Raw genomic sequence first — 19,145 nt, 5'->3', positions numbered from 1 at the left:
CTTACTTCAGCGTCGCACTCAGCGCGTCGGAAAACGCCTCGTTGGTCCGGTCGAGCCTGAGCGGCGTGACGGAGACGTAGCGTTCGCGCAGCGCCGCGAGATCGGTGCCGTCGGCCGGCGTATCCATCATCGCGGTGCGCTCGAATCCGATCCAGAAATAGGGATTGCCACGACCGTCCCTGCGCTCGTCGATCTTGAGAAAGCCGAGATTGCGCTTGCCCTGCCGCGTCACGCGAATGCCGAGCACATCCTCCGGCGCGAGGGCCGGGAAGTTGACGTTGATGACGGTGTCCTTCGGGATGCCGGCGGCGATCACCTTGCGCAGGATGTCGGGCCCGAATTTACGCGCAGTGTCCCACAGCGGCCGGTCGCGGGTCTCGACGCTGAATTCCTGTGACAGGGCGAACGATGGCAGCCCCAGGATAGTACCCTCCAGCGCGCCGGCGATGGTGCCGGAATAGACCACGTCCTCGGCGACGTTGCGGCCCTTGTTGACGCCGGACAGCACGACATCGGGCAGCTTGGCGCCGAGGATGTGGCGCGCGCCCATGATGACGCAGTCGGTCGGCGTGCCGCGCACCGCGAAATGCCGCGGGCCGACCTCGCGCAGGCGCAGCGGATCGTTCAGCGACAACGAATGCGACACGCCGGACTGGTCGAGCTCAGGCGCGACAACCCAGACGTCATCGGACAATGCGCGCGCGATCTCCTCCAGAACCTTGAGGCCGGGGGCGTGGATGCCGTCGTCATTGGTGCAGAGAATGCGCATGGGAAAAGTCGATTCCTGAAGCGGGTCTGAGCCGTCTTATCCGGCCGGGGCCGATCAGGCAAACCGGCCGACTGGGGCCGGCACCCGGTTGCCGGCGTGGCCGGCTATCGGCGAACGCGCCATTGCGGCAGAAAGCGCGCCAGCCGGCCCTCCGCATGCAATTTCATCGCCGGCACGACCGGGGTCACGATCGGCCCCTCGATGACGCCGAGCGCCTCCAGCTGTGCGACGAACGGGTCCGCCACCGGCGCCTGCGGGAAGCGTTCGCGTGCCAGCGTCAGTGCCTGGTCGAAATCCGCGGCATTCACACCGGGTTTGGCTCGCCGGCTCTGGACGAGATGATCGTCCCAGAGCCGCGTGACCGCGATGTCGAGCACGCCACGCAGCCGCTGATCGACAGCCTGGATGCCGGCACCCGTCACCGCCCATTGTCTGCCGACCCAGAAGATGTCGCGGTGCAAGGCCATGAACGATGGGTTCGCGTTGTCGGGTGGCCAGCAGGATAACCGGCCGCCCGATCTTCGCAACCAAACGTTTCTCCATTTCAGATGGGCGGCACGCCTAGTCGCGTGCGACCACCTTCAGCCCGCCCATATAGGGCTGGAGCACGCTGGGGACCGCAATCGAGCCGTCCTCCTGCTGATAGGTCTCCATCACGGCGATCAGCGCGCGACCGAGCGCGGTGCCGGAGCCGTTGAGCGTGTGCACGAACCGCGGCTTGCCATCGGGGCCGCGCGAGCGCGCGTCCATCCGGCGGGCCTGGAAATCGCCGCACACCGAGCAGCTCGAGATCTCGCGGAATGCCCCGCCGTCGCCCTGGCCCGGCATCCAGACCTCGATGTCATAGGTTTTTTGCGACGAGAAACCCATATCCCCGGTGCACAGCGTCATCACGCGGTAATGCAGCTCGAGCCGCCGCAGCACTTCCTCAGCACAGGCGAGCATGCGCTCGTGCTCGTCCTTGCTCGTCTCCGGCGTCGTGATCGAGACGAGTTCGACCTTGGTGAATTGGTGCTGCCGGATCATGCCGCGGGTGTCGCGCCCAGCGGCGCCCGCCTCGGCGCGAAAGCACGGCGTCAGCGCGGTCAGGCGCATCGGCAGCTGCTTTTCGTCGAGAATGGATTCGCGGACGAGGTTGGTGAGGGCAACCTCGGCGGTCGGGATGAGGCCGAGGCGCTCGGTCATCAGCCGCTCCGGGTCCGGCGCGGCCAGGAGCTCACCCCTGATCGCCCAGAACTGATCGTCCTCGAATTTCGGCAACTGCCCGGTGCCGAACATCACCTCGTTGCGCACCAGCAGCGGCGGGTTTATCTCGGTGTAGCCGTGCTCGTTGGTATGCAGGTCGAGCATGAACTGGCCGAGCGCGCGCTCCAGTCTCGCCAACCCTTTCTTGAGCACGACGAAGCGCGCACCCGAGAGTTTTGCCGCTGCCTCGAAATCCATGTAGCCGAGAGCGGTCCCGAGATCGTCGTGCAGCTTCGGCGCGAAGCCGTAATTGCGCTTGTTGCCGAACACATGGTGCTGAACGTTGCCGTGCTCGTCGACGCCATCGGGCACTTCGTCTAACGGGATGTTCGGAATCGCGGACAGCTCTTTCGTCAGCTCCTCGTCGGCAGCCTTCGCGGTCGCCTCGAGCTCCGGCATCGTGGTCTTGAGCTCGGTAACTTCCGCCATCAGCTTCGCCGCGCGCGCCTCGTCCTTCGCCTTCTTGGCATCGCCGATTTCCTTGGAGGCCGCATTGCGCCGCGCCTGCGCCTGCTCGGAAGCCAGGATCGCCGCACGCCGGGTCTCGTCGATCGCAAGCAGCGAAGCCGACAAGGGCTTCAGGCCGCGTCGTGCGAGGCCGGCGTCGAAGGCTTGCGGGTTGTCGCGGATCGATTTGATGTCGTGCATGGCCGAGGTCCTGGGGCAGCGCGTAAACATACAACGGCGAACGTTGTCAGTTTACATCAGCGCGTCTCCTAGCACGGCTGTCATCATCCGCGAAGGCGGATGATCCAGTATTCCAGAGACGTCAGTGATTCCCCCGAGAGGCCGCGGCGTACTGGATTCCCCGCTCCAATGCGCAATTGCGCACAAGGCGGGGAATGACAGCGGAGGTCGAAGCGCCCTACTCCGCCGGATTGGCCGGCGTCGACACGTCCGTGCCTGTGGTAACCTTTGACGCCGCCGCCTTCTTCTCCACAATTCCCACCGCGATGATCGAGCCCTCGTAAAGCGCGAGCAAGGGGATCGCGAGCGAGCACTGGCTGAGCACGTCGGGCGGGGTCAGAACGGCAGCGATGACGAAGGCGACGACGATGAAATAGCGGCGCTTCTCGCGCAGCATTTTTGACGTGACGATGCCGATGCGCCCGAGCAGCGTCAGGATCACCGGAAGCTGGAAGGCGATGCCGAAGGCGAAGATCAGCGACATCATCAGCGACAGATATTCGCCGACCTTGGGCAGCAGCTGGATCTGCGCGGTCTCGTCACTGCCGGCCTGCTGCATGCCGAGCGAGAAGCGGACCAGCATCGGCAGCACGACGAAATAAACCAGTGCTGCGCCCAGCACGAAGAAGAACGGGGTCGCGACCAGATACGGCAGGAACGCCTGCTTCTCATGTTTGTAGAGACCCGGAGCGACGAACTTGTAGATCTGCGTCGCGACGATCGGGAACGAGATGAAGCCGGCGCCGAACAGCGCGAGCTTGAGCTGGGTGATGAAATATTCCAGCAACGCGGTGTAGATGAATTTCGAGTTCTCGGGACCCGCGACCCACACGAACGGCCAGACCAGCACGTTGTAGATCTGCTTGGCGAAGAAGAAGCAGAAGATGAAGGCAATGCCGAAGCCAAGGAGCGCCTTGATCAGCCGCGAACGCAGCTCGATCAAATGGTCCATCAGGGGAGCTTTGCTGGCCTCGATATCGGCGGCGCTCATGACGCTTTGGCGTCCTTGATCGCCTCGGCCGGCGCAGTGTCCTGGACGACCGAATCTTGCGTGACCGAACCTTGAGCGACCTGCGCCTGCTCGACCTCACGGGTGATGGCGAGCGGCTCGTTCACGGCCGCATGTGCCTCAGCTTCCACGAAGGTCTCGGGCGTCGGTGCTTCCGGCGTGGTGGGCGTCATCAGCGCGTCGCTTGAAGTCGCAAGCGCTTCGCTTGAAGTCGCCGGCGGTTCGACAGCGGCGGAGGTCTCGGCCGGCTTGTCCAGCGCATCGACGCGGAGCGCGTCGCTGACGTCCTTCTGGAGCGAGGTCATCAGATTGTTGCCGGCGAAGCCGGAAGCCGCTTCCTTGACCTCATCGAAGCTCTTCTTGAGGTCGGCCATTTCGGCCTCGCGCATCGCTTCCTGGAACTGGCCCTGGAATTCGGCGGCCATCTTGCGCGCCTTGCCCATCCACTGCCCGACCATGCGCAGCACGCCCGGCAGCTCTTTCGGGCCGATGGCGATCAGGGCCACGACCCCGATCAGGACCAGTTCACTCCACCCGATGTCGAACATGAGGTCTTCCGTTCACGCCAGCCGCAGCCGGCCCAATCCCTCGCGCGCAGGATCGGGGCCGCTACCCGCGTCTCGCGTGCTCTCTGGCTTAGACGGCCTTGCTGCCGACGTCGGACCGTGCCGCGGTCGGCGCGGCATTGTTGTGCTCGATGGACTTGGCCGGCTCGGGCTTGTCGGCGACCTTGTCGTCGTCCTGCATGCCCTTCTTGAACGCCTTGATGCCCTGCGCCACGTCGCCCATCAGATCCGAAATCTTGCCGCGACCGAACAGCAGCAGGACCACTGCGATCACCAGGACCCAGTGCCAAATGCTGAGTGAACCCATCCTGCAACCCTCCAAACGCGCATGGCCGGGACCGGCCGATCTTCACCGAAACCTAGGCTTGGCAGGTGTCAAAAACAAGGACCAAGGCAGCGCCAATTCGCTGTTGGCGCTACGTAATTTTGCTAGTGTTAACTGGTCGCAGGGGGCCACCAAAAGGCCCGGACGTCAGTCCTCGCTGCCGCCCTCGCCACTCTCATGGCCGCCTTCCGGCGGCGTCTCGGGCTCGACAGCAGGCGCCAGCGCGAGATCAAGGTCCTCGCCCGGCTCCAGCGGATCCTCGTCCTCACGCAAAGTCGGGTCATCCGACGGCGTCGGCACGCTGAATCCGGTCGGCAGGCGCGAATCCAGCAGGCCCGTGCCCTTCAGCTCCTCCAGACCCGGCAGATCGCCGAGCTGTTCCAGCGTGAACTGCGACAGGAAGTCCTCGGTGGTTCCGAAGGTCAAGGGACGGCCCGGCGTCTTGCGACGCCCCCGCGGCTTGATCCAGCCGGTTTCCAGCAGCACGTCCAGCGTGCCCTTCGAAGTGACGACGCCACGGATCTCCTCGATCTCGGCGCGCGTCACCGGCTGGTGATAGGCGATGATCGCCAGCACTTCGATCGCGGCGCGCGACAGTCGGCGGGTCTCGGTGCTCTCGCGGGTCATCAGCCAGGCGAGATCACCCGCGGTGCGGAAGGTCCATTTGTTGGCAACCCGCACGAGATTCACGCCGCGCAGGGAATAGTCGGCCTGCAACTGCTCGAGCGCGACCTTCACGTCCACGCCCTCGGGCATGCGCTTGGCCAGCGTCGCGGTATCCAGCGGTTCATTCGAAGCGAACAGCAGCGCTTCCAGCAGCCGCAATTCTTCGGGACGTGCCTGGGACTCGTTCTCCATCGGCTCGGCCTCTTCTACCCGCACTTCAGCCAGGCTTGCCATGGCAGATTCTCCTTGTTGCACTTAAGCGACCGGCGCATCGGGCGCAGGAGCTGCGTCCATGACCGGCTTGGGGCGCCCCTTCCGGAAATAGATGGGCGCAAACGCCTCTTTCTGATTCAGCTCGAGCTGACCTTCGCGCACCAGCTCGAGCGCAGCCGCGAAACTCGAGGCGAGCACCGTCGCGCGCTGCGTCGGATCGGCGACGTGCTGCAGCAGAAAATCGTCGAGAACGCCCCAATCGTCCTGCTCGCTGATGCTGCCGACCAGCCGCTCCAGCGTGGCGCGCGCCTCGGCGAGCGACCACACCGTGCGCTTGGCCAGATGCACGCTCGCCAGCACGCGCGACTGGCGCTGCGCGGCATAGGCGGTGAGCAGGTCATAGAGCGTTGCGGTGTATTTCGGATGCTTGATCTCGGCGATCTGCTCGGGCTCTCCGCGCGGGAAGATGTCGCGCAGCAATTGCTGCCTATTCATCAGCCGGTTGGCGGCTTCACGAATAGCCTCCAGCCGACGCAGGCGGTTGGCGAGCGCCGTCGCCATCTGCTCGGCGCTCGGGCCTTCCGCGCTCGGCGGCTCCGGCAGCAGCAGGCGCGATTTCAGGAAGGCGAGCCAGGCCGCCATCACGAGATAGTCGGCGGCAAGCTCGAGGCGGATCTTTCGCGCGGCTTCGATGAAGTGGAGATACTGGTCGGCCAGCGCCAAGATCGAAATCTTGGCGAGATCGACCTTCTGCTGCCGCGCCAGCGCGAGCAGCAGGTCGAGCGGACCTTCATAACCCTCGACGTCCACCACCAACGCCGGCTCACCCTCGGCGAGCTCTGCGGGCCGCCCGGTTTCAAACGATAGGATTTCTGCGGTCATGCCGATGCCGTGTTTGCCCGTGCGATCAATGCGTCCAGTTCGGCGCGTGCGGCCGCGCGATCGAACGGCTGCGGTCCCTTGCGCGCCGCGAGCGCGGCATTCGCCCGCTCCAGCGCCCTGCCCGCCAGTTCGGGTGTCTGGCCGGCGACCTCACGCATTTCCTCGATGTTGCCGTTGCAATGCAGGGCCATGTCGCAACCGGCCGCAAAAATCGCGCGGGTCCGCTCGGCGATATTGCCCGACAGCGCATTCATCGACACGTCATCACTCATTAACAAACCCTGGAACCCGATTGTGCCGCGAATCACCTCAGCGATCATTGTCGCAGATGTCGTCGCCGGATGGGCGGGGTCGACCGCGCTAAACACAACATGTGCAGTCATGGCCATCGGCAAATCCGCCAAAGGCTTGAACGCCGCGAAGTCGGTGCGATCCAGCTCGTCTCGCGGCGTGTCGACATTCGGCAGATTGAAATGCGTATCGGCCGTAGCTCGGCCATGGCCGGGGATGTGCTTGAGGACCGGCAACACGCCCCCCTGTTCCAGGCCGTCGGTGACCGCGCGGGCGATCGCGGCGACCTTTCCCGGTTCGGTGCCGTAAGCCCTGTTCCCGATGACGGCGTTGGCGCCAGCCACCGGCACGTCGGCCAGCGGCAAGCAATCCACGGTAATGCCGAGATCTGCGAGATCGGCCGCGATCAGCCGGGCGCTGAGGCGCGCCGCGGTCAGCCCGAGCGCCGAATCAGTATCGTAGAGATCCGCGAAAATAGCGCCCGGCGGATAGAGCGGCCAATGCGGCGGGCCCAGCCGCTGCACCCGGCCGCCCTCCTGGTCGATCAGGACAGGGGCATCAGGAGAGCCCGCGACCGCCCGCAATTCCGCAACGAGTGCAGCAACTTGAGCCGGCGTCTCGACGTTGCGCTTGAAGAGGATGAAACCCCATGGGCGTTCGCTGCGGATAAACTCCCGCTCGGCGGCGGTTAGTTCCGTTCCGGAAACGCCGGTAATGAAGGCCCGCGTGCTCATACGGCCGATTAACCCCGACCCGCGAGAGGGTCAAGGAAACGGCCGTTAATTCCTCTGGACGAAGCAGGCAGACAGGCCCGCGGATTTCAGACTGTTGCAGGCCTGGTTGGCCTCTTCGAGCGAGCCGTAGGGCCCAGCGAAGGCGCGGTAGACGATTCCCTTACCCTTGTCGGTCAGGTCGACCCGCTTGACCACCGGTGCGCGAGAGCCGAGCACGCTGCCGTACTTGCCCTGAAGCACCCGGTAGGAGGCGTGAGCGCTATCCTCGGTCTGCTGCGAGGAGACCTGCACGACGTAGCCGCCGCCACCGCTGCTCGCGGGCGCAATTTGCGTCGGATTGGTCGCAGCCATCCGCTGCGGCGGCTCCGCAGCCGGCGCCGATTGCGGCGCCAGCGAGAGCGGCTGATTGGCACTGGCATTGGCCGAGGTCGGCGGCGTGCGCGGCGCAGCGGGTGCCGCAACGGGCTTCGGTGGAGCTGCCGGCTTCGCGACGGCGGCGGCTTGCGACGCCGTGGCGTCGGTCTGATCGCCCTTCACGGCCACGGTCCTGATCGCGCGCGGCGAATTGTTCGGCAGCGTGCCGTTGCTCGGATTCGGTCCCGCACTCGACAACGGAATGCTGGACGGCGACACGCTTGCGACCGGCGGCGGGTTCGCGTTCTGGTTCAGCGGCGGGAACACCACGCGGGGACCTCCCGCCTTGGCGTTGACGTCGACAGGCGCCTCCTCGCGCGGCACGATCTTCTCGGTACCATCACCAGTGACCATGCGGTCCGGCACCTTGGCCGAGGAGTCCGACGGCGCCGGAACGATTTTGGTCGGCGTGTTGTCGGCCTTGATGATCGGCGGCTCGCCGCTGCGGGGCGAGCCCACATAGGTCTTGTAGGCGAACGCAGCGCCGGTCCCGACCACGGCAAGAGCCAGGATCGCCGCCACGGTCATCATGCCGCCGCGCTGCTTCTTCGGCTCGTCGAGATCGGCCTCGGGATAGTCGCTCTGGAACGCGTAAGGATCGTCGGGATAGGCGGGATCGCGCTGGTAGTCCTGCTCGCCCGCCTCCAGCCGTCCGTAGAGCGCGTCGTCGTAGCGCGCCGGATCGGGCTGCTGATAGGCTTGCTCTTGGTAAGCCTGATCGTGCTGCTGGTAGGCCTGATCCTGATAGGCAGGAGCTTGATAAGCAGGAGCTTGATAGGCCTGATCCGGATAGGCCTGCGGCTGACGAAAGTCAGGTTCGGGCTCGGGCGCAGTCGGCTGGGCTGAATACCGATGCAGGGGATGAACCGGGTTTACGGACGCGGGATAGGCAGGCTCAGCTGGCGCCGTCTGCGGCTGCACATTGGCGCGCCGCATCCATGAGGGTGGCCCGGGCGGCGGCGGTGGGGCCTGCTCAGCATAGTCCTGCTGGTCATCGTCGTGGCGATAGTCGTCCTGGCGATAGCCGTCGTCCTGATAGCTCTGGGCAGGCGCAGGTGCTGCAGGCGGGTGCACGCCCGGCCGCCCTTGCGCTGCGAACGGATCGGTCTGCCCGATCAAGCGGGCAAGTTCGGCCAAGGGATCGCCGCCCCCATGCTGATCGCCACCGCGACCATAGTCATCGGAAGGAAACGGTCTGTCCTGATATCGTTCGGCCATCGTGATGATGCGTCCCTTCGGGAAAGCCGCGCGCCCCTCGACCAAGGCACGGCTTTCGACCCACAAGGCTTTCAACCAAGTCTAAGCGATCCGGCTTCTGCCGGTTACCCCCACAAATTCCCCTTAAGTAGTTCGCCCCAAACTACCGCATCTCGTCCGGAGCATGGACGCCGAGGATGGCGAGGCCCGATGCCAGGACAGAGACGACGCCCTGGACCATGGCCAGCCGCGCCTTCGTTAGATCTGCATCATTATTGATAATGAAGCGTAAATAGGGCAAATCGCGCCCCTTCGTCCAAAGTGCGTGAAATTCGCTCGCTAAGTCATAGAGATAGAAGGCAATTCGGTGCGGCTCGTGGGCGCTTGCTGCCGCTTCGAGCATGCGCGGAAAAATTGCGAGCCGCTTAAGAAGCTCGAGCTCAGCCGGGTCCGACAGCCGTTCCACCGCCGACTCACCGAGCCAAGCGATGCGCTTTTCCGTTTCCTCCGGGAGTTCCGGGAACACCTCGGCCCGGGCGTTGCGGAAGATCGAATGGCCGCGGGCGTGGCCATACTGCACGTAGAACACCGGGTTGTCGCGCGACTGTTCCATGACCTTGGCGAGGTCGAAGTCGAGCACCGCGTCGTTCTTGCGGTAGAGCATCATGAAGCGGACGGCGTCCTGGCCGACTTCATCCACCACCTCACGCAAGGTGACGAAGTCCCCGCTCCGCTTGGACATTTTCACCGGCTCGCCGTTACGCAGCAACTTCACGAGCTGGACGATCTTGACGTCGAGCGCCCCCTTGCCGGAGGTCGTCGCCTTCACCGCCGCCTGCATGCGCTTGATATAGCCGCCATGGTCGGCGCCCCAGACGTCGATCATCTCCGCAAAACCACGGTCGAACTTGTTCTTGTGGTAGGCGATGTCGGCGGCGAAGTAGGTGTAGGAATTATCCGACTTGATCAGCGGGCGATCGACGTCGTCGCCATAGGCGGTCGCCTTGAACAGCAACTGCTCGCGGTCTTCCCAATCCTCGGCCGGGGCCCCCTTTGGCGGCGGCAGACGGCCCTGGTAGATGTCGCCCTTGGCACGCAGGAAATCGATGGTCTCGGCGACCTTGTTGTTGCCGGCGTCCAGCAGCGAGCGCTCGGAGAAGAACACGTCGTGGCGGATGTTGAGCGCGGCAAGATCGTCCTTGATCTCGTCCATCATCATCGCGATCGCCTTGGCGCGTACCGCCGGCAGCCACGCGCCCTCGCTCATGGCGAGGAGCTTGTCGCCGTGCTCTTTGGCCAGCGCCTGCCCGACGGGCTTCAGATAGTCGCCGGGGTAAAGGCCTTCCGGAATCGCGCCGATGTCTTCGCCCAGCGCTTCGCGATATCTGAGGAACGCGGAGCGTGCGAGCACGTCGACCTGGGCACCGGCGTCGTTGATATAATATTCGCGGGTGACGTCACGGCCACCAAACTCGAGCAGGCTTGCCAGCGCGTCGCCGAACACGGCGCCGCGGCAATGGCCGACATGCATCGGTCCGGTCGGGTTGGCGGAGACATATTCGACGTTGACCTTGGAGCCGCCGCGGGCGCGGCCGTAATCGGCGCCCTCGCGCAGCACGGTCCGCAGTGCCTCGGCCCATGCGGCCGGCTTCAGCGTCAGGTTGATGAAGCCGGGACCGGCGACGTCGACCTTCGTGATCAGCGGGTCCGCGCGCAGCCGTTCGGCGATCTGCTCGGCGAGGTCGCGCGGCTTTGCCTTTGCCTCTTTCGCAAGCACCATGGCCGCGTTGGTCGCCATGTCGCCATGGGAGGCATCGCGCGGCGGCTCGACCACCACGCGCGAGACATCGATGCCCTCGGGCCAGTTGGATTCCGCCGCGAGCGCGCGGCAGACGACGTGCACGCGCGCGAGCACGTCGGCGAACAGGTGCAGTGCTGAGGATGTGTCGGGCATGGGCGCCGCCTAACGCAAATCCGGGGTCGAGTCAAAGAGCCGCTGGTGCTCGGTCAGGGCGAAACGGTCGGTCATTCCGGCAATGAAATTGCCGATCCGGCGGGCCCGGTCGCCGTCATTGTCCACGTCCGCCCCGACCAGCCATTCCGGCGGCAGCTCGCCGGGCGATGTGAGGTATTTTGCGAACAGGTCGAACAGGATCTGTTCCGCCTCGCTCATCACCCGCATGACCCGCTTGTGGCGGTACATGTGTTGATAGAGAAAGCGCTTGATGGCGGCCTCCTCCTCGGCGACCGCGGCGGGGAACGCGATCAATGCCCGGCTCTGCTGGCGCACGTCCTGAGCGGATTGCGGTTTCACGGCGGCAAGGTTTGTCTGCGCCTCGGCGAACACGGCACCGATCAAGTGTGAGATCAGCTCGCGCACCAGTTCGGCGCCGCGCCTGACGTCTTCGAGATCGGGGTAGTGCGCAGAAGTTTCGGCGATGATCTCCGCGGTCAGCGGCATCACCTTGAGGTCGTCGAGGTGAAACAGGCCGGCGCGCAGGCCGTCGTCGATGTCGTGGGCATCATAGGCGATGTCGTCGGCGATCGCGGCGACCTGTGCCTCCAGCGAGGCGAAACTCCACAATTCGAGATCGTAGGTCTTGATGTAGTCGGCGATGCCGACGGGAATGCCGTGCTCGCGATAACGCCCAACCGGCTCACCGCTGCGATCGGTCAGCGGGCCGTTGTGCTTGACGATGCCCTCCAGCGATTCCCAGGTCAGGTTGAGCCCGTCGAATTCGGGATAGCGGTGTTCCAGCGCTGCAACGACGCGGAGCGTCTGGGCGTTGTGGTCGAAGCCGCCAAAATCCTTCAGGCAGGCGTCCAGCGCCCGCTCGCCGGCGTGCCCGAACGGCGGATGGCCAAGATCGTGGGCGAGCGCCAGGGTTTCCGTGAGGTCCTCGTCCAGCCCGAGCTGCCGCGCCAGCGCCCGGGCGATCTGCGCCACCTCCAGCGAATGGGTCAGCCGGGTGCGGTAGTGATCGCCCTCGTGGAACACGAACACCTGGGTCTTGTACTTCAGCCGGCGGAACGCGGTGGAATGGATCACCCGGTCGCAATCCCGCCGGAACGGGCTGCGGGTCCGGCTCGGCGGTTCCGCAACCAGCCGGCCGCGACTGCGTTCGGGGTCGCAGGCATAGGGCGCGTGGGGGGCAGCCATTCCGACGGACACGGCGAATTTAGTCCCTATCCATTTGATTCTGCGTATGGTGGCACTTAACTATGCCGGACGCGGGATACCAACTGAATTGGGCAAGCGCCCCTCAGGTGACTTTGGTGTAACCGCGGGCCTATCGGAGACGAACGATGACGACTGACGTGACCATCAGTGACAAGGCCGCACGCCGGATTGGGGAGATCCTCAAGGGCGAAGGGTCTGGCGCGATGCTGCGGATCTCGGTCGAGGGCGGCGGCTGTTCCGGCTTCCAATACAAGTTCGACATTGACCGTGCCCGCACCGAAGACGATCTCGTGATCGAGCAGGACAATGCGGTGGTGCTGGTCGATTCCGCCTCGCAGCCGTTCCTGGCGGGGTCGCAGGTCGATTTCGTCGACGATCTGATCGGCGCCTCGTTCCGGGTCAACAATCCCAACGCCACGGCGTCCTGCGGCTGCGGGACCAGCTTCTCGATCTGACGTCGCCGGCTAAGCGCCGGTGATCTGCCTTTCCTCGTCCGTCCAGTCCGCTTCGACCGGCATCTGCTCGGGCTGAAGCGGTGCGTCCTCCGACACCCATTGGCCGTCCAGCGCACGCAGCAGCGACGTGACCAGCGCCGGCTTGCGCAGCGGTTTGGCGAGGAAGTCGGACATCCCCGCCTCGCGGCAGATCTTGACGTCCTCGGGGAAGGCATTGGCGGTCAGCGCGATGATCGGCAAGGCCGCGAAGCGTCCGCCCTCGGCGCGAATCGCGCGGGTCGCGGCAAGGCCGTCCATCTCGGGCATGCGCACGTCCATCAGCACGATATCGTAATCGCCTTCGGACACGGCCGCGACGGCCTCGACACCGTCGGTCACGACGCGCAACTCGACATCGAAGGCACCGAGCATCTTGCTCACGACCATGCGGTTGACGGCGTCGTCCTCGGCGACCAGCACCTTCAGCGGTCGGTCGAGGCCCGCGATGCGCGCCTTGAGATCGTCGGCTTCCTCGCGGCCTGCGTCGTGATCGGACGTTTGCATCTGGCTCCACGGCAGCACCAGCGTGAAGCGGAAGGTCGAGCCTTCGCCCGGCGTCGAAGTGACGCCGATGGTGCCGCCCATCTGCTCGATGATGCGCCGGGAGATCGCTAGGCCCAGCCCGGTGCCGCCGAAGCGGCGGCTGATCGAGGCGTCAGCCTGGGCGAAGTCGGAGAAGAGCTGGCCGAGCTTCTCGGGGGCGATGCCGATGCCGCTGTCGGTCACGCTCCATTCGACGGTGGCGAGCAGATCGCGGCGGGCCTGACAGACGGCCGTGATCGTGACTTCGCCTTCGTCGGTGAACTTTACCGCGTTGGCGGCGAGATTGAGCAGAACCTGGCGGATACGCGCGACATCGCCGCGCAGCGTCGGCGGCAGGTTGGGATCGAGCTCGACCCTGACCGCGAGCCCCTTGCTCTTGGCGCTCGCGCGCACGACGGTCGCCACTGCCTCGACCAGCGCCTGCGGCGCGAAGTCGATCACCTCGAACGCGAAGCGCCCGGCCTCGAGCTTGGAGAGGTCGAGGATGTCATTGAGGATGCGCTGGAGGTTGTCGCCGGATTCGCGGATCGACGTGACAACCTCGTGCTGCTCCGGATCGAGCTTTGTCTCCAGCAGCATGCTGGCAAGCCCGAGCACGCCGTTCATCGGCGTGCGGATCTCGTGGCTCATGACGGCGAGGAAATCCGATTTGGCGCGGCTCTCGGCCTCGGCCTTTTCCGCGCGCCAGCGCTCGGTCACGTCACGGCCAAAGCCGCGATAGCCGAGGAATTGACCGTCGCGGTCGTAGGCCGGCTTCGCAGTGAGCGACCACAGCCGCGCCTCGCCGCCTGCGACCACCTTGAGGTTCATCTCGTGCAGCGGTTCGGCGTGCTCCATCAGGCCGACGACGTTGTAGGCCGCGCTCTTGTCTTCGGGACACAGCATGTCGAGCACGTCGGCGAAATGCGCGCCCTTCAGCAGCGGCAGTGGCAGCTGTGCGACCGCGGCGAAGCGCTCGGGCACGTCGACCAGATGCCCTTCGGCGTCGGTCTGCCACAGCCAGTCGCTGGCATTCTCCTGAAAATCCTTCAGCAACAGCGAAATGATCTCGGTCTGCCGCTCGAGTTCGAGCTGGGCCTTGAGATTGCCGAGGAACAGATTGCCTTGCGAGACGATGTTGCGCGCCATGAAGAACGCGAACAGCAGCAGAAACACCGCGGTCACGAGATACGGCCCGGTGCCGCACAACAGCAGCGCCGCGACGCAGGCGATCGTCGTCGTCGCGAGATAGACGAGGCCCGCGCGCGGGAAGGTCGACAGTGTGAAGGCACCGCCGGACATCATGCCGACCATCAGGCAGGCCAGGACGAGCTGGCTGGTCGGCCCGATGCGGCTGAACAGCGCGACCGGCAGCGTGCCCCAGATTGCGGCGAGGAAAAACGCCTGCCGCAACATCTGCCGCGCGGCGCGGGGCGAGGCTTCCTGTGGCGGGCTTTGGTGGGAGCGCCGCCACGCGCGCACCGCGAGCGAGGCGGCGGTCGCGAGGGTCATGCCCCAGATCGCGAGAAAGTCGTTCCAGCCCCTGCCCCAGAACAGGACCAGCACAACCGCGACGTTGAGCATGGTGACGGCCATCGTCACCGGGATCAGCCGTATCACCGCGTCGATCTGCTTGGCGCGGATGCGGCTCAGCTCGCGCTCGCTGAGACCGGCGGTCAGGCCGTCCTCGATCTCGTAGCCGCCGAGCCAGTACAGGAACGCGCCGATCAAGCCGTCGCGGGGCTCGGTTCGCATCATGGATTTGTCCGGCCGTCCCATTCGAAAAACCTTTTCACGATCAATGGCCCGGGCCCGACTTAAGCCGGGTTAATTTTGTGGGAGATTTCGCAGCGTCCTTGACTGCCGCGTTTGCATTTTGTTCTAACCATGGCCCCTGCCCGGAGCCACCAAGATGCCCATCAGAATAGCCACCTGGAACGTGAACTCGGTCCGGCAGCGGATCGACCTGCTGCTGACCTGGCTGAAGGAGTGCCAGCCGGACATCGTCTGCCTCCAGGAGATCAAATGCGTCGACGAGGCCTTTCCGCGGCTGGAGATCGAGGCGCTCGGCTACAACGTGGTCACCCACGGGCAGAAGACGTTCAACGGTGTCGCCCTGCTCTCGAAGCTCAGGTTCGACGAGACCAAATCGGGGCTGGCCGGCGACGACGAGGACGCCCATGCCCGCTTCCTCGAAGGCGTGGTGACGCTCAAGTCCGGCGTGCTGCGCATCGCCTGCCTCTATCTGCCCAACGGCAATCCGGTCGGGACCGAGAAATATCCCTATAAGCTCAAATGGATGTCGCGGCTTCTTGAGTATTCGAAGGAGCGCCTCAAGACCGAAGAGCCGCTGATCCTCGCAGGCGACTTCAACGTCATTCCGCATGCCCGGGACGTCCATAATCCCGCCGCCTGGACCGAGGACGCCCTGTTCAAGCCCGAGACGCGGGAGAGTTTTCAGTCCCTGCTCGGCCTCGGCCTGACCGATGCGCTTCGGGCCGTCACCGACGAGCCCGGGCTCTACACGTTCTGGGATTACCAGGCCGGCGCCTGGCAGAAGAACCATGGCCTGCGGATCGACCATCTGCTGCTGTCGCCACAGGCCAGCGACCGGCTCGCCAATGTCGGCATCGACAGCTATGTGCGCAGCTGGGAGAAGCCGTCGGACCACGTGCCGGTGTGGGCGGATCTCGATCTTGAGGCGGCGTGAGGCCGCCTCAACCACTTACTCCCGGCGGCCCTGCACCCACTGCTCCAGCATCTGCAGGCACATGGCGCGATCATCGTCGGAGGCCTTTGCGAAGGCGCGGTTGTAGTTTTCCTTGATCCAGATCTCGTCGCTGCCTGCGCTGTCGCGCGCCAGCGTCAGCCACATCAGGCCGCGCGCGGCCTGCCGCGGCAGGCGGTCACCGTTGAACAGCATCTGGCCGAGCAGCGCCTGGGCCTCGTGCTGGCCCTTCTGCGCGGCAAGCCCAAGCCAGCGTGCGCCGTAGCGGAAATCCTCGCGCGAAGCGTCCGGTGTCTTCAGGTACAGGCGGGCGAGATCGTATTGCGCATCCGCATTGCCGAAATAGGACGCGGCATAGGAGAACATCTCCCGCGCCCGCTCCTGGTCCGGCTTGACCTTCGAATTCGGGATGCCGCTGAGATAATAGCGACCGAGCGCTACAAAGGCGTTGGCGACGATCTGCGCCTGCGGCGCCGACGGGCTGTCTTCCGCATGCGCGTTGGCGATCCGGGTGAAATACTCGAACGCACGCACATCGTCCTGGGCGACGCCGTCGCCATTGGCGTACATGCGGCCGAGCTTCCACTGCGCGATGGGATGACCACCCTCCGCGGCATATTGCAGGGCGCTGAGCGAGGTTTCCTGGGGCACGACTGGCGGTACATTGCGCACCTTGCCTGCTGCGCCCGGCAAGGTCGTGACCACCGGGATGGTCGCATCCTTCTGGCTGACGGGTGCGCCGTCAAAGGCGAGCGCCGGCGCGGCCAGCGCGGTAGCCCCCAACACAAACGCAACGATGGTACGCCTAGATGTCCGCATAGCACTGTTTCTCGTGCGCGCCGCCCGGATGGGTCACTGCCCCACCGACCGCTGGTCCAACCTGCTGAGCATATTTCCAGAGCGCGCCCGTCGTGTGGTTAGTCGCGCGAGCGGTCCATTTGGTCTTGCGCTGGGCAAGCTCCTGGTCGCTCAATTTTACGTTAAGGGTACCGGCGACCGCGTCGATCTCGATGATATCGCCGTCCTCGAGCAGTCCAATCGGGCCGCCGATGGCGGCTTCCGGCCCGACATGGCCGATGCAGAAGCCGCGGGTGGCGCCGGAGAAGCGGCCGTCGGTGATAAGCGCGATCTTGCCGCCCATGCCCTGGCCGGTCAGCGCCGCGGTGGTCTGGAGCATTTCCCGCATGCCGGGACCGCCCTTGGGCCCCTCGTAGCGGATCACGATGACTTCGCCTTCGCGGTAGGTGCGCTTCTGGACGGCCTCGAAAGCATCCTCCTCACGGTCGAAGCACCTGGCCGGACCGGTGAACCTGAGGTTGGACATTCCCGCGACTTTCACGATCGCACCTTCTGGCGCCAGATTGCCCTTCAGACCAACCACACCGCCGGTGACGGTGATGGGCTTGTCTGCCGGGTGCACCACGTCCTGGTGCGGATTCCACTTCACGCTTTTGAGGTTTTCGGCGATCGTTCGACCGGTGACGGTCATGCAGTCACCGTGGAGAAATCCGTTGTCGAGCAGCGTCTTCATCAGAAGCGGTATGCCACCTACTTCAAACATGTCTTTGGCGACATAACGGCCGCCCGGCTTCAAATCCGCGACGTACGGTGTCTTTTTGAAGATTTCGGCGACGTCGAACAGGTCGAACTTGATGCCGCACTCGTGCGCGATTGCCGGCAGGTGCAGTGCAGCATTGGTTGAGCCACCCGACGCGGCGACCACGGCGGCAGCATTCTCCAGCGCCTTGAGGGTGACGATGTCGCGCGGCCGGATGTTTTGGGCGATCAGCTCCATGATCTGCTCGCCCGCGGTCATGCAGAAGGCGTCGCGAATTTCATAGGGTGCCGGAGCACCGGCCGAGTACGGCAGCGCCAGGCCGATCGCCTCGGAGACCGTCGCCATCGTGTTGGCTGTGAACTGGGCGCCGCAGGCACCCGCCGAAGGGCACGCCACGCGCTCGATCTCGTCGAGGTCCTCGTCCGACATCGCACCGACCGAGTGCTTGCCGACGGCTTCGAACATGTCCTGCACGGTGACTTGCTGGCCCCGGAAATTGCCGGGCAGGATCGAGCCGCCATAGATGAAGATCGAGGGCACGTTGAGGCGGACCATCGCCATCATCATGCCCGGCAGCGACTTGTCGCAGCCGGCCAGGCCAACGAGGGCGTCATAGGCGTGGCCGCGGATCGTCAGTTCGACGGAATCGGCGATGCATTCGCGCGACGGCAGCGAGGAGCGCATGCCGTCATGGCCCATGGCGATGCCGTCGGTCACGGTGATGGTGCAGAATTCCCGCGGCGTGCCGCCGGCGGATGCGACACCCTTCTTCACCGCCTGCGCCTGGCGCATCAGGGAGATGTTGCAGGGCGCGGCCTCATTCCAGCATGAGGCGACGCCGACGAAGGGCTGGTGGATCTGGTCGGTGGTCAGACCCATGGCGTAGAGGTAGGACCGATGGGGCGCGCGCGCAGGGCCTTCCGTCACGTGACGGCTCGGCAGCCTCTGCTTGATGTTGCTCTTCGCGTCCATCGCCAACCAGTTTCCCCGGCCAACCCTTTCAGACCCGAAAAATCAGAGCCAAGATTTTAATCGACCTTTTGAATCGACCTTGGGGATTTCCCGTCGCCTTCCAGGACCACCGCTGCCGCTAAAACATTTGAGTGATTTTATTCATGTCCGGGTGTGGCCAAAAAGCGGCGTCGATGCGAACGGACAGAGATGATGGTTAAATCCGTGACAGGTGTTGCACGGACGGCACAATCGTGGCCGGCAGGACACGATTGGAGCTTACTGCGATACCCCCGGCAGGAGGACAATCCGCAACTTCAGGCTTCAAGTACGTGCCTGCGCCGCAACTTCGGCGCGACGACGAGGCGCAGCCAGGGTGAGTCGCCGCCTTCATCATCTCCCCGCGCGTGCCCTACGCGCTGCAAAGGCCTCTGCGCTACGCACCGGAGACGCAAGGGTGGCGTGTGGCGCGCACTCTCTCAAAGCGTCTTTGCGAACTGAGCGAAGCAATCCAGAATCTTCCCGCGGCGGCAGACTGGATTGCTTCGCTGCACTCGCAATGACGGAGCATGAGGCAGTAGCGCCACTCTTCCAGCTCGCATCTTGAATTGTAGACACGCCTTCGCAGCCTCGCGACGCATTTCGCCCGAGCTTTGCTTCGTCACTCCACCCTCAAAGCCAAGAGGGCGCAGGGAAGGCCGGGTGCCGGCTGG

The 19,145-nt window shown here is 64.9% G+C and carries 17 protein-coding genes; 2 read left to right on the top strand and 15 right to left on the bottom strand.

What is annotated here, in order from left to right; genetic code table 11:
- Position 1: 1 nt before the first annotated feature.
- The 12 genes from surE to AC0L20_RS22280 form a co-directional block, all read right to left on the bottom strand.
- Entirely contained in the window at positions 2 to 769 is a 768-nt protein-coding gene (gene surE / locus AC0L20_RS22335) for a 5'/3'-nucleotidase SurE (RefSeq protein WP_473292132.1), read from the bottom strand.
- A gap of 104 nt (positions 770 to 873) precedes the next feature.
- Positions 874 to 1,236, bottom strand: a complete 363-nt coding sequence (locus tag AC0L20_RS22330) for a hypothetical protein (protein ID WP_473292130.1) — start codon at positions 1,234 to 1,236, stop codon at positions 874 to 876.
- 94 nt (positions 1,237 to 1,330) lie between these two features.
- Positions 1,331 to 2,662 (bottom strand): serine--tRNA ligase, encoded by a 1,332-nt coding sequence (serS, locus tag AC0L20_RS22325; protein WP_473292128.1) that lies wholly within the window; start codon positions 2,660 to 2,662, stop codon positions 1,331 to 1,333.
- Positions 2,663 to 2,879: 217 nt separating this feature from the next.
- A complete protein-coding gene (tatC, locus tag AC0L20_RS22320; protein ID WP_473292125.1) occupies positions 2,880 to 3,692 on the bottom strand; it encodes a twin-arginine translocase subunit TatC in 813 nt (270 codons plus the stop codon).
- The gene (tatB, locus tag AC0L20_RS22315) at positions 3,689 to 4,258 is read right to left on the bottom strand and encodes a Sec-independent protein translocase protein TatB (RefSeq protein WP_473292122.1); all 570 of its coding nucleotides are present in this window, start codon (positions 4,256 to 4,258) and stop codon (positions 3,689 to 3,691) included. Before tatB ends, tatC begins: the two co-directional genes overlap by 4 nt.
- A gap of 88 nt (positions 4,259 to 4,346) precedes the next feature.
- On the bottom strand, positions 4,347 to 4,583 hold the full coding sequence (locus AC0L20_RS22310) for a twin-arginine translocase TatA/TatE family subunit (RefSeq protein ID WP_007610722.1): 237 nt from the start codon (positions 4,581 to 4,583) through the stop codon (positions 4,347 to 4,349).
- A gap of 165 nt (positions 4,584 to 4,748) precedes the next feature.
- Positions 4,749 to 5,501 carry an SMC-Scp complex subunit ScpB gene (scpB, locus tag AC0L20_RS22305; protein ID WP_473292120.1) on the bottom strand — a complete coding sequence of 251 codons (753 nt, stop codon included), beginning with the start codon at positions 5,499 to 5,501 and terminating at the stop codon, positions 4,749 to 4,751.
- 21 nt (positions 5,502 to 5,522) lie between these two features.
- Positions 5,523 to 6,362, bottom strand: a complete 840-nt coding sequence (locus AC0L20_RS22300; RefSeq protein ID WP_007590654.1) for a segregation and condensation protein A — start codon at positions 6,360 to 6,362, stop codon at positions 5,523 to 5,525.
- Positions 6,359 to 7,387: a beta-N-acetylhexosaminidase gene (gene nagZ / locus AC0L20_RS22295; protein ID WP_473292118.1), complete on the bottom strand. Its 1,029-nt coding sequence runs from the start codon at positions 7,385 to 7,387 to the stop codon at positions 6,359 to 6,361. The genes AC0L20_RS22300 and nagZ overlap by 4 nt, the downstream gene beginning before the upstream one ends.
- Positions 7,388 to 7,432: 45 nt before the next feature.
- Positions 7,433 to 9,019: an SPOR domain-containing protein gene (locus tag AC0L20_RS22290; protein WP_473292473.1), complete on the bottom strand. Its 1,587-nt coding sequence runs from the start codon at positions 9,017 to 9,019 to the stop codon at positions 7,433 to 7,435.
- A 142-nt stretch (positions 9,020 to 9,161) separates the two neighbouring features.
- Positions 9,162 to 10,952, bottom strand: a complete 1,791-nt coding sequence (argS, locus tag AC0L20_RS22285; protein ID WP_473292116.1) for an arginine--tRNA ligase — start codon at positions 10,950 to 10,952, stop codon at positions 9,162 to 9,164.
- A gap of 9 nt (positions 10,953 to 10,961) precedes the next feature.
- Entirely contained in the window at positions 10,962 to 12,170 is a 1,209-nt protein-coding gene (locus AC0L20_RS22280; protein ID WP_473292114.1) for a deoxyguanosinetriphosphate triphosphohydrolase, read from the bottom strand.
- 134 nt (positions 12,171 to 12,304) lie between these two features.
- On the opposite strand from AC0L20_RS22280, the gene erpA reads away from it, so the two are divergent.
- A complete protein-coding gene (gene erpA / locus AC0L20_RS22275) occupies positions 12,305 to 12,634 on the top strand; it encodes an iron-sulfur cluster insertion protein ErpA (protein WP_473292110.1) in 330 nt (109 codons plus the stop codon).
- Between the two features lie 9 nt (positions 12,635 to 12,643).
- Here the strand turns inward: erpA and AC0L20_RS22270 are convergent, their stop codons facing one another.
- Entirely contained in the window at positions 12,644 to 14,974 is a 2,331-nt protein-coding gene (locus AC0L20_RS22270) for an ATP-binding protein (protein WP_473292106.1), read from the bottom strand.
- 133 nt (positions 14,975 to 15,107) lie between these two features.
- Here AC0L20_RS22270 and xth point away from each other — a divergent pair, with 133 nt between their 5' ends.
- Positions 15,108 to 15,905 (top strand): exodeoxyribonuclease III, encoded by a 798-nt coding sequence (xth, locus tag AC0L20_RS22265; protein WP_247289705.1) that lies wholly within the window; start codon positions 15,108 to 15,110, stop codon positions 15,903 to 15,905.
- A gap of 15 nt (positions 15,906 to 15,920) precedes the next feature.
- On the opposite strand, the gene AC0L20_RS22260 is transcribed toward xth, so the two are convergent.
- On the bottom strand, positions 15,921 to 16,742 hold the full coding sequence (locus AC0L20_RS22260) for a tetratricopeptide repeat protein (RefSeq protein ID WP_456764191.1): 822 nt from the start codon (positions 16,740 to 16,742) through the stop codon (positions 15,921 to 15,923).
- On the bottom strand, positions 16,729 to 18,453 hold the full coding sequence (ilvD, locus tag AC0L20_RS22255; RefSeq protein WP_473292103.1) for a dihydroxy-acid dehydratase: 1,725 nt from the start codon (positions 18,451 to 18,453) through the stop codon (positions 16,729 to 16,731). Before ilvD ends, AC0L20_RS22260 begins: the two co-directional genes overlap by 14 nt.
- Positions 18,454 to 19,145 lie beyond the last annotated feature (692 nt).

The sequence above is a fragment of the Bradyrhizobium sp. Kon58 genome (assembly GCF_055807455.1).
This window is presented reverse-complemented; position numbering and strand designations above follow the sequence as displayed.

What these genes read in the sequence shown, in the direction of transcription:
- surE (WP_473292132.1), bottom strand. Translation starts at nt 769, where the DNA reads ATGCGCATTCTCTGCACCAATGACGACGGCATCCACGCCCCCGGCCTC.
- AC0L20_RS22330 (WP_473292130.1), bottom strand. Translation starts at nt 1,236, where the DNA reads ATGGCCTTGCACCGCGACATCTTCTGGGTCGGCAGACAATGGGCGGTG.
- serS (WP_473292128.1), bottom strand. Translation starts at nt 2,662, where the DNA reads ATGCACGACATCAAATCGATCCGCGACAACCCGCAAGCCTTCGACGCC.
- tatC (WP_473292125.1), bottom strand. Translation starts at nt 3,692, where the DNA reads ATGAGCGCCGCCGATATCGAGGCCAGCAAAGCTCCCCTGATGGACCAT.
- tatB (WP_473292122.1), bottom strand. Translation starts at nt 4,258, where the DNA reads ATGTTCGACATCGGGTGGAGTGAACTGGTCCTGATCGGGGTCGTGGCC.
- AC0L20_RS22310 (WP_007610722.1), bottom strand. Translation starts at nt 4,583, where the DNA reads ATGGGTTCACTCAGCATTTGGCACTGGGTCCTGGTGATCGCAGTGGTC.
- scpB (WP_473292120.1), bottom strand. Translation starts at nt 5,501, where the DNA reads ATGGCAAGCCTGGCTGAAGTGCGGGTAGAAGAGGCCGAGCCGATGGAG.
- AC0L20_RS22300 (WP_007590654.1), bottom strand. Translation starts at nt 6,362, where the DNA reads ATGACCGCAGAAATCCTATCGTTTGAAACCGGGCGGCCCGCAGAGCTC.
- nagZ (WP_473292118.1), bottom strand. Translation starts at nt 7,387, where the DNA reads ATGAGCACGCGGGCCTTCATTACCGGCGTTTCCGGAACGGAACTAACC.
- AC0L20_RS22290 (WP_473292473.1), bottom strand. Translation starts at nt 9,019, where the DNA reads ATGGCCGAACGATATCAGGACAGACCGTTTCCTTCCGATGACTATGGT.
- argS (WP_473292116.1), bottom strand. Translation starts at nt 10,952, where the DNA reads ATGCCCGACACATCCTCAGCACTGCACCTGTTCGCCGACGTGCTCGCG.
- erpA (WP_473292110.1), top strand. Translation starts at nt 12,305, where the DNA reads ATGACGACTGACGTGACCATCAGTGACAAGGCCGCACGCCGGATTGGG.
- AC0L20_RS22270 (WP_473292106.1), bottom strand. Translation starts at nt 14,974, where the DNA reads ATGGGACGGCCGGACAAATCCATGATGCGAACCGAGCCCCGCGACGGC.
- xth (WP_247289705.1), top strand. Translation starts at nt 15,108, where the DNA reads ATGCCCATCAGAATAGCCACCTGGAACGTGAACTCGGTCCGGCAGCGG.
- AC0L20_RS22260 (WP_456764191.1), bottom strand. Translation starts at nt 16,742, where the DNA reads ATGCGGACATCTAGGCGTACCATCGTTGCGTTTGTGTTGGGGGCTACC.
- ilvD (WP_473292103.1), bottom strand. Translation starts at nt 18,453, where the DNA reads ATGGACGCGAAGAGCAACATCAAGCAGAGGCTGCCGAGCCGTCACGTG.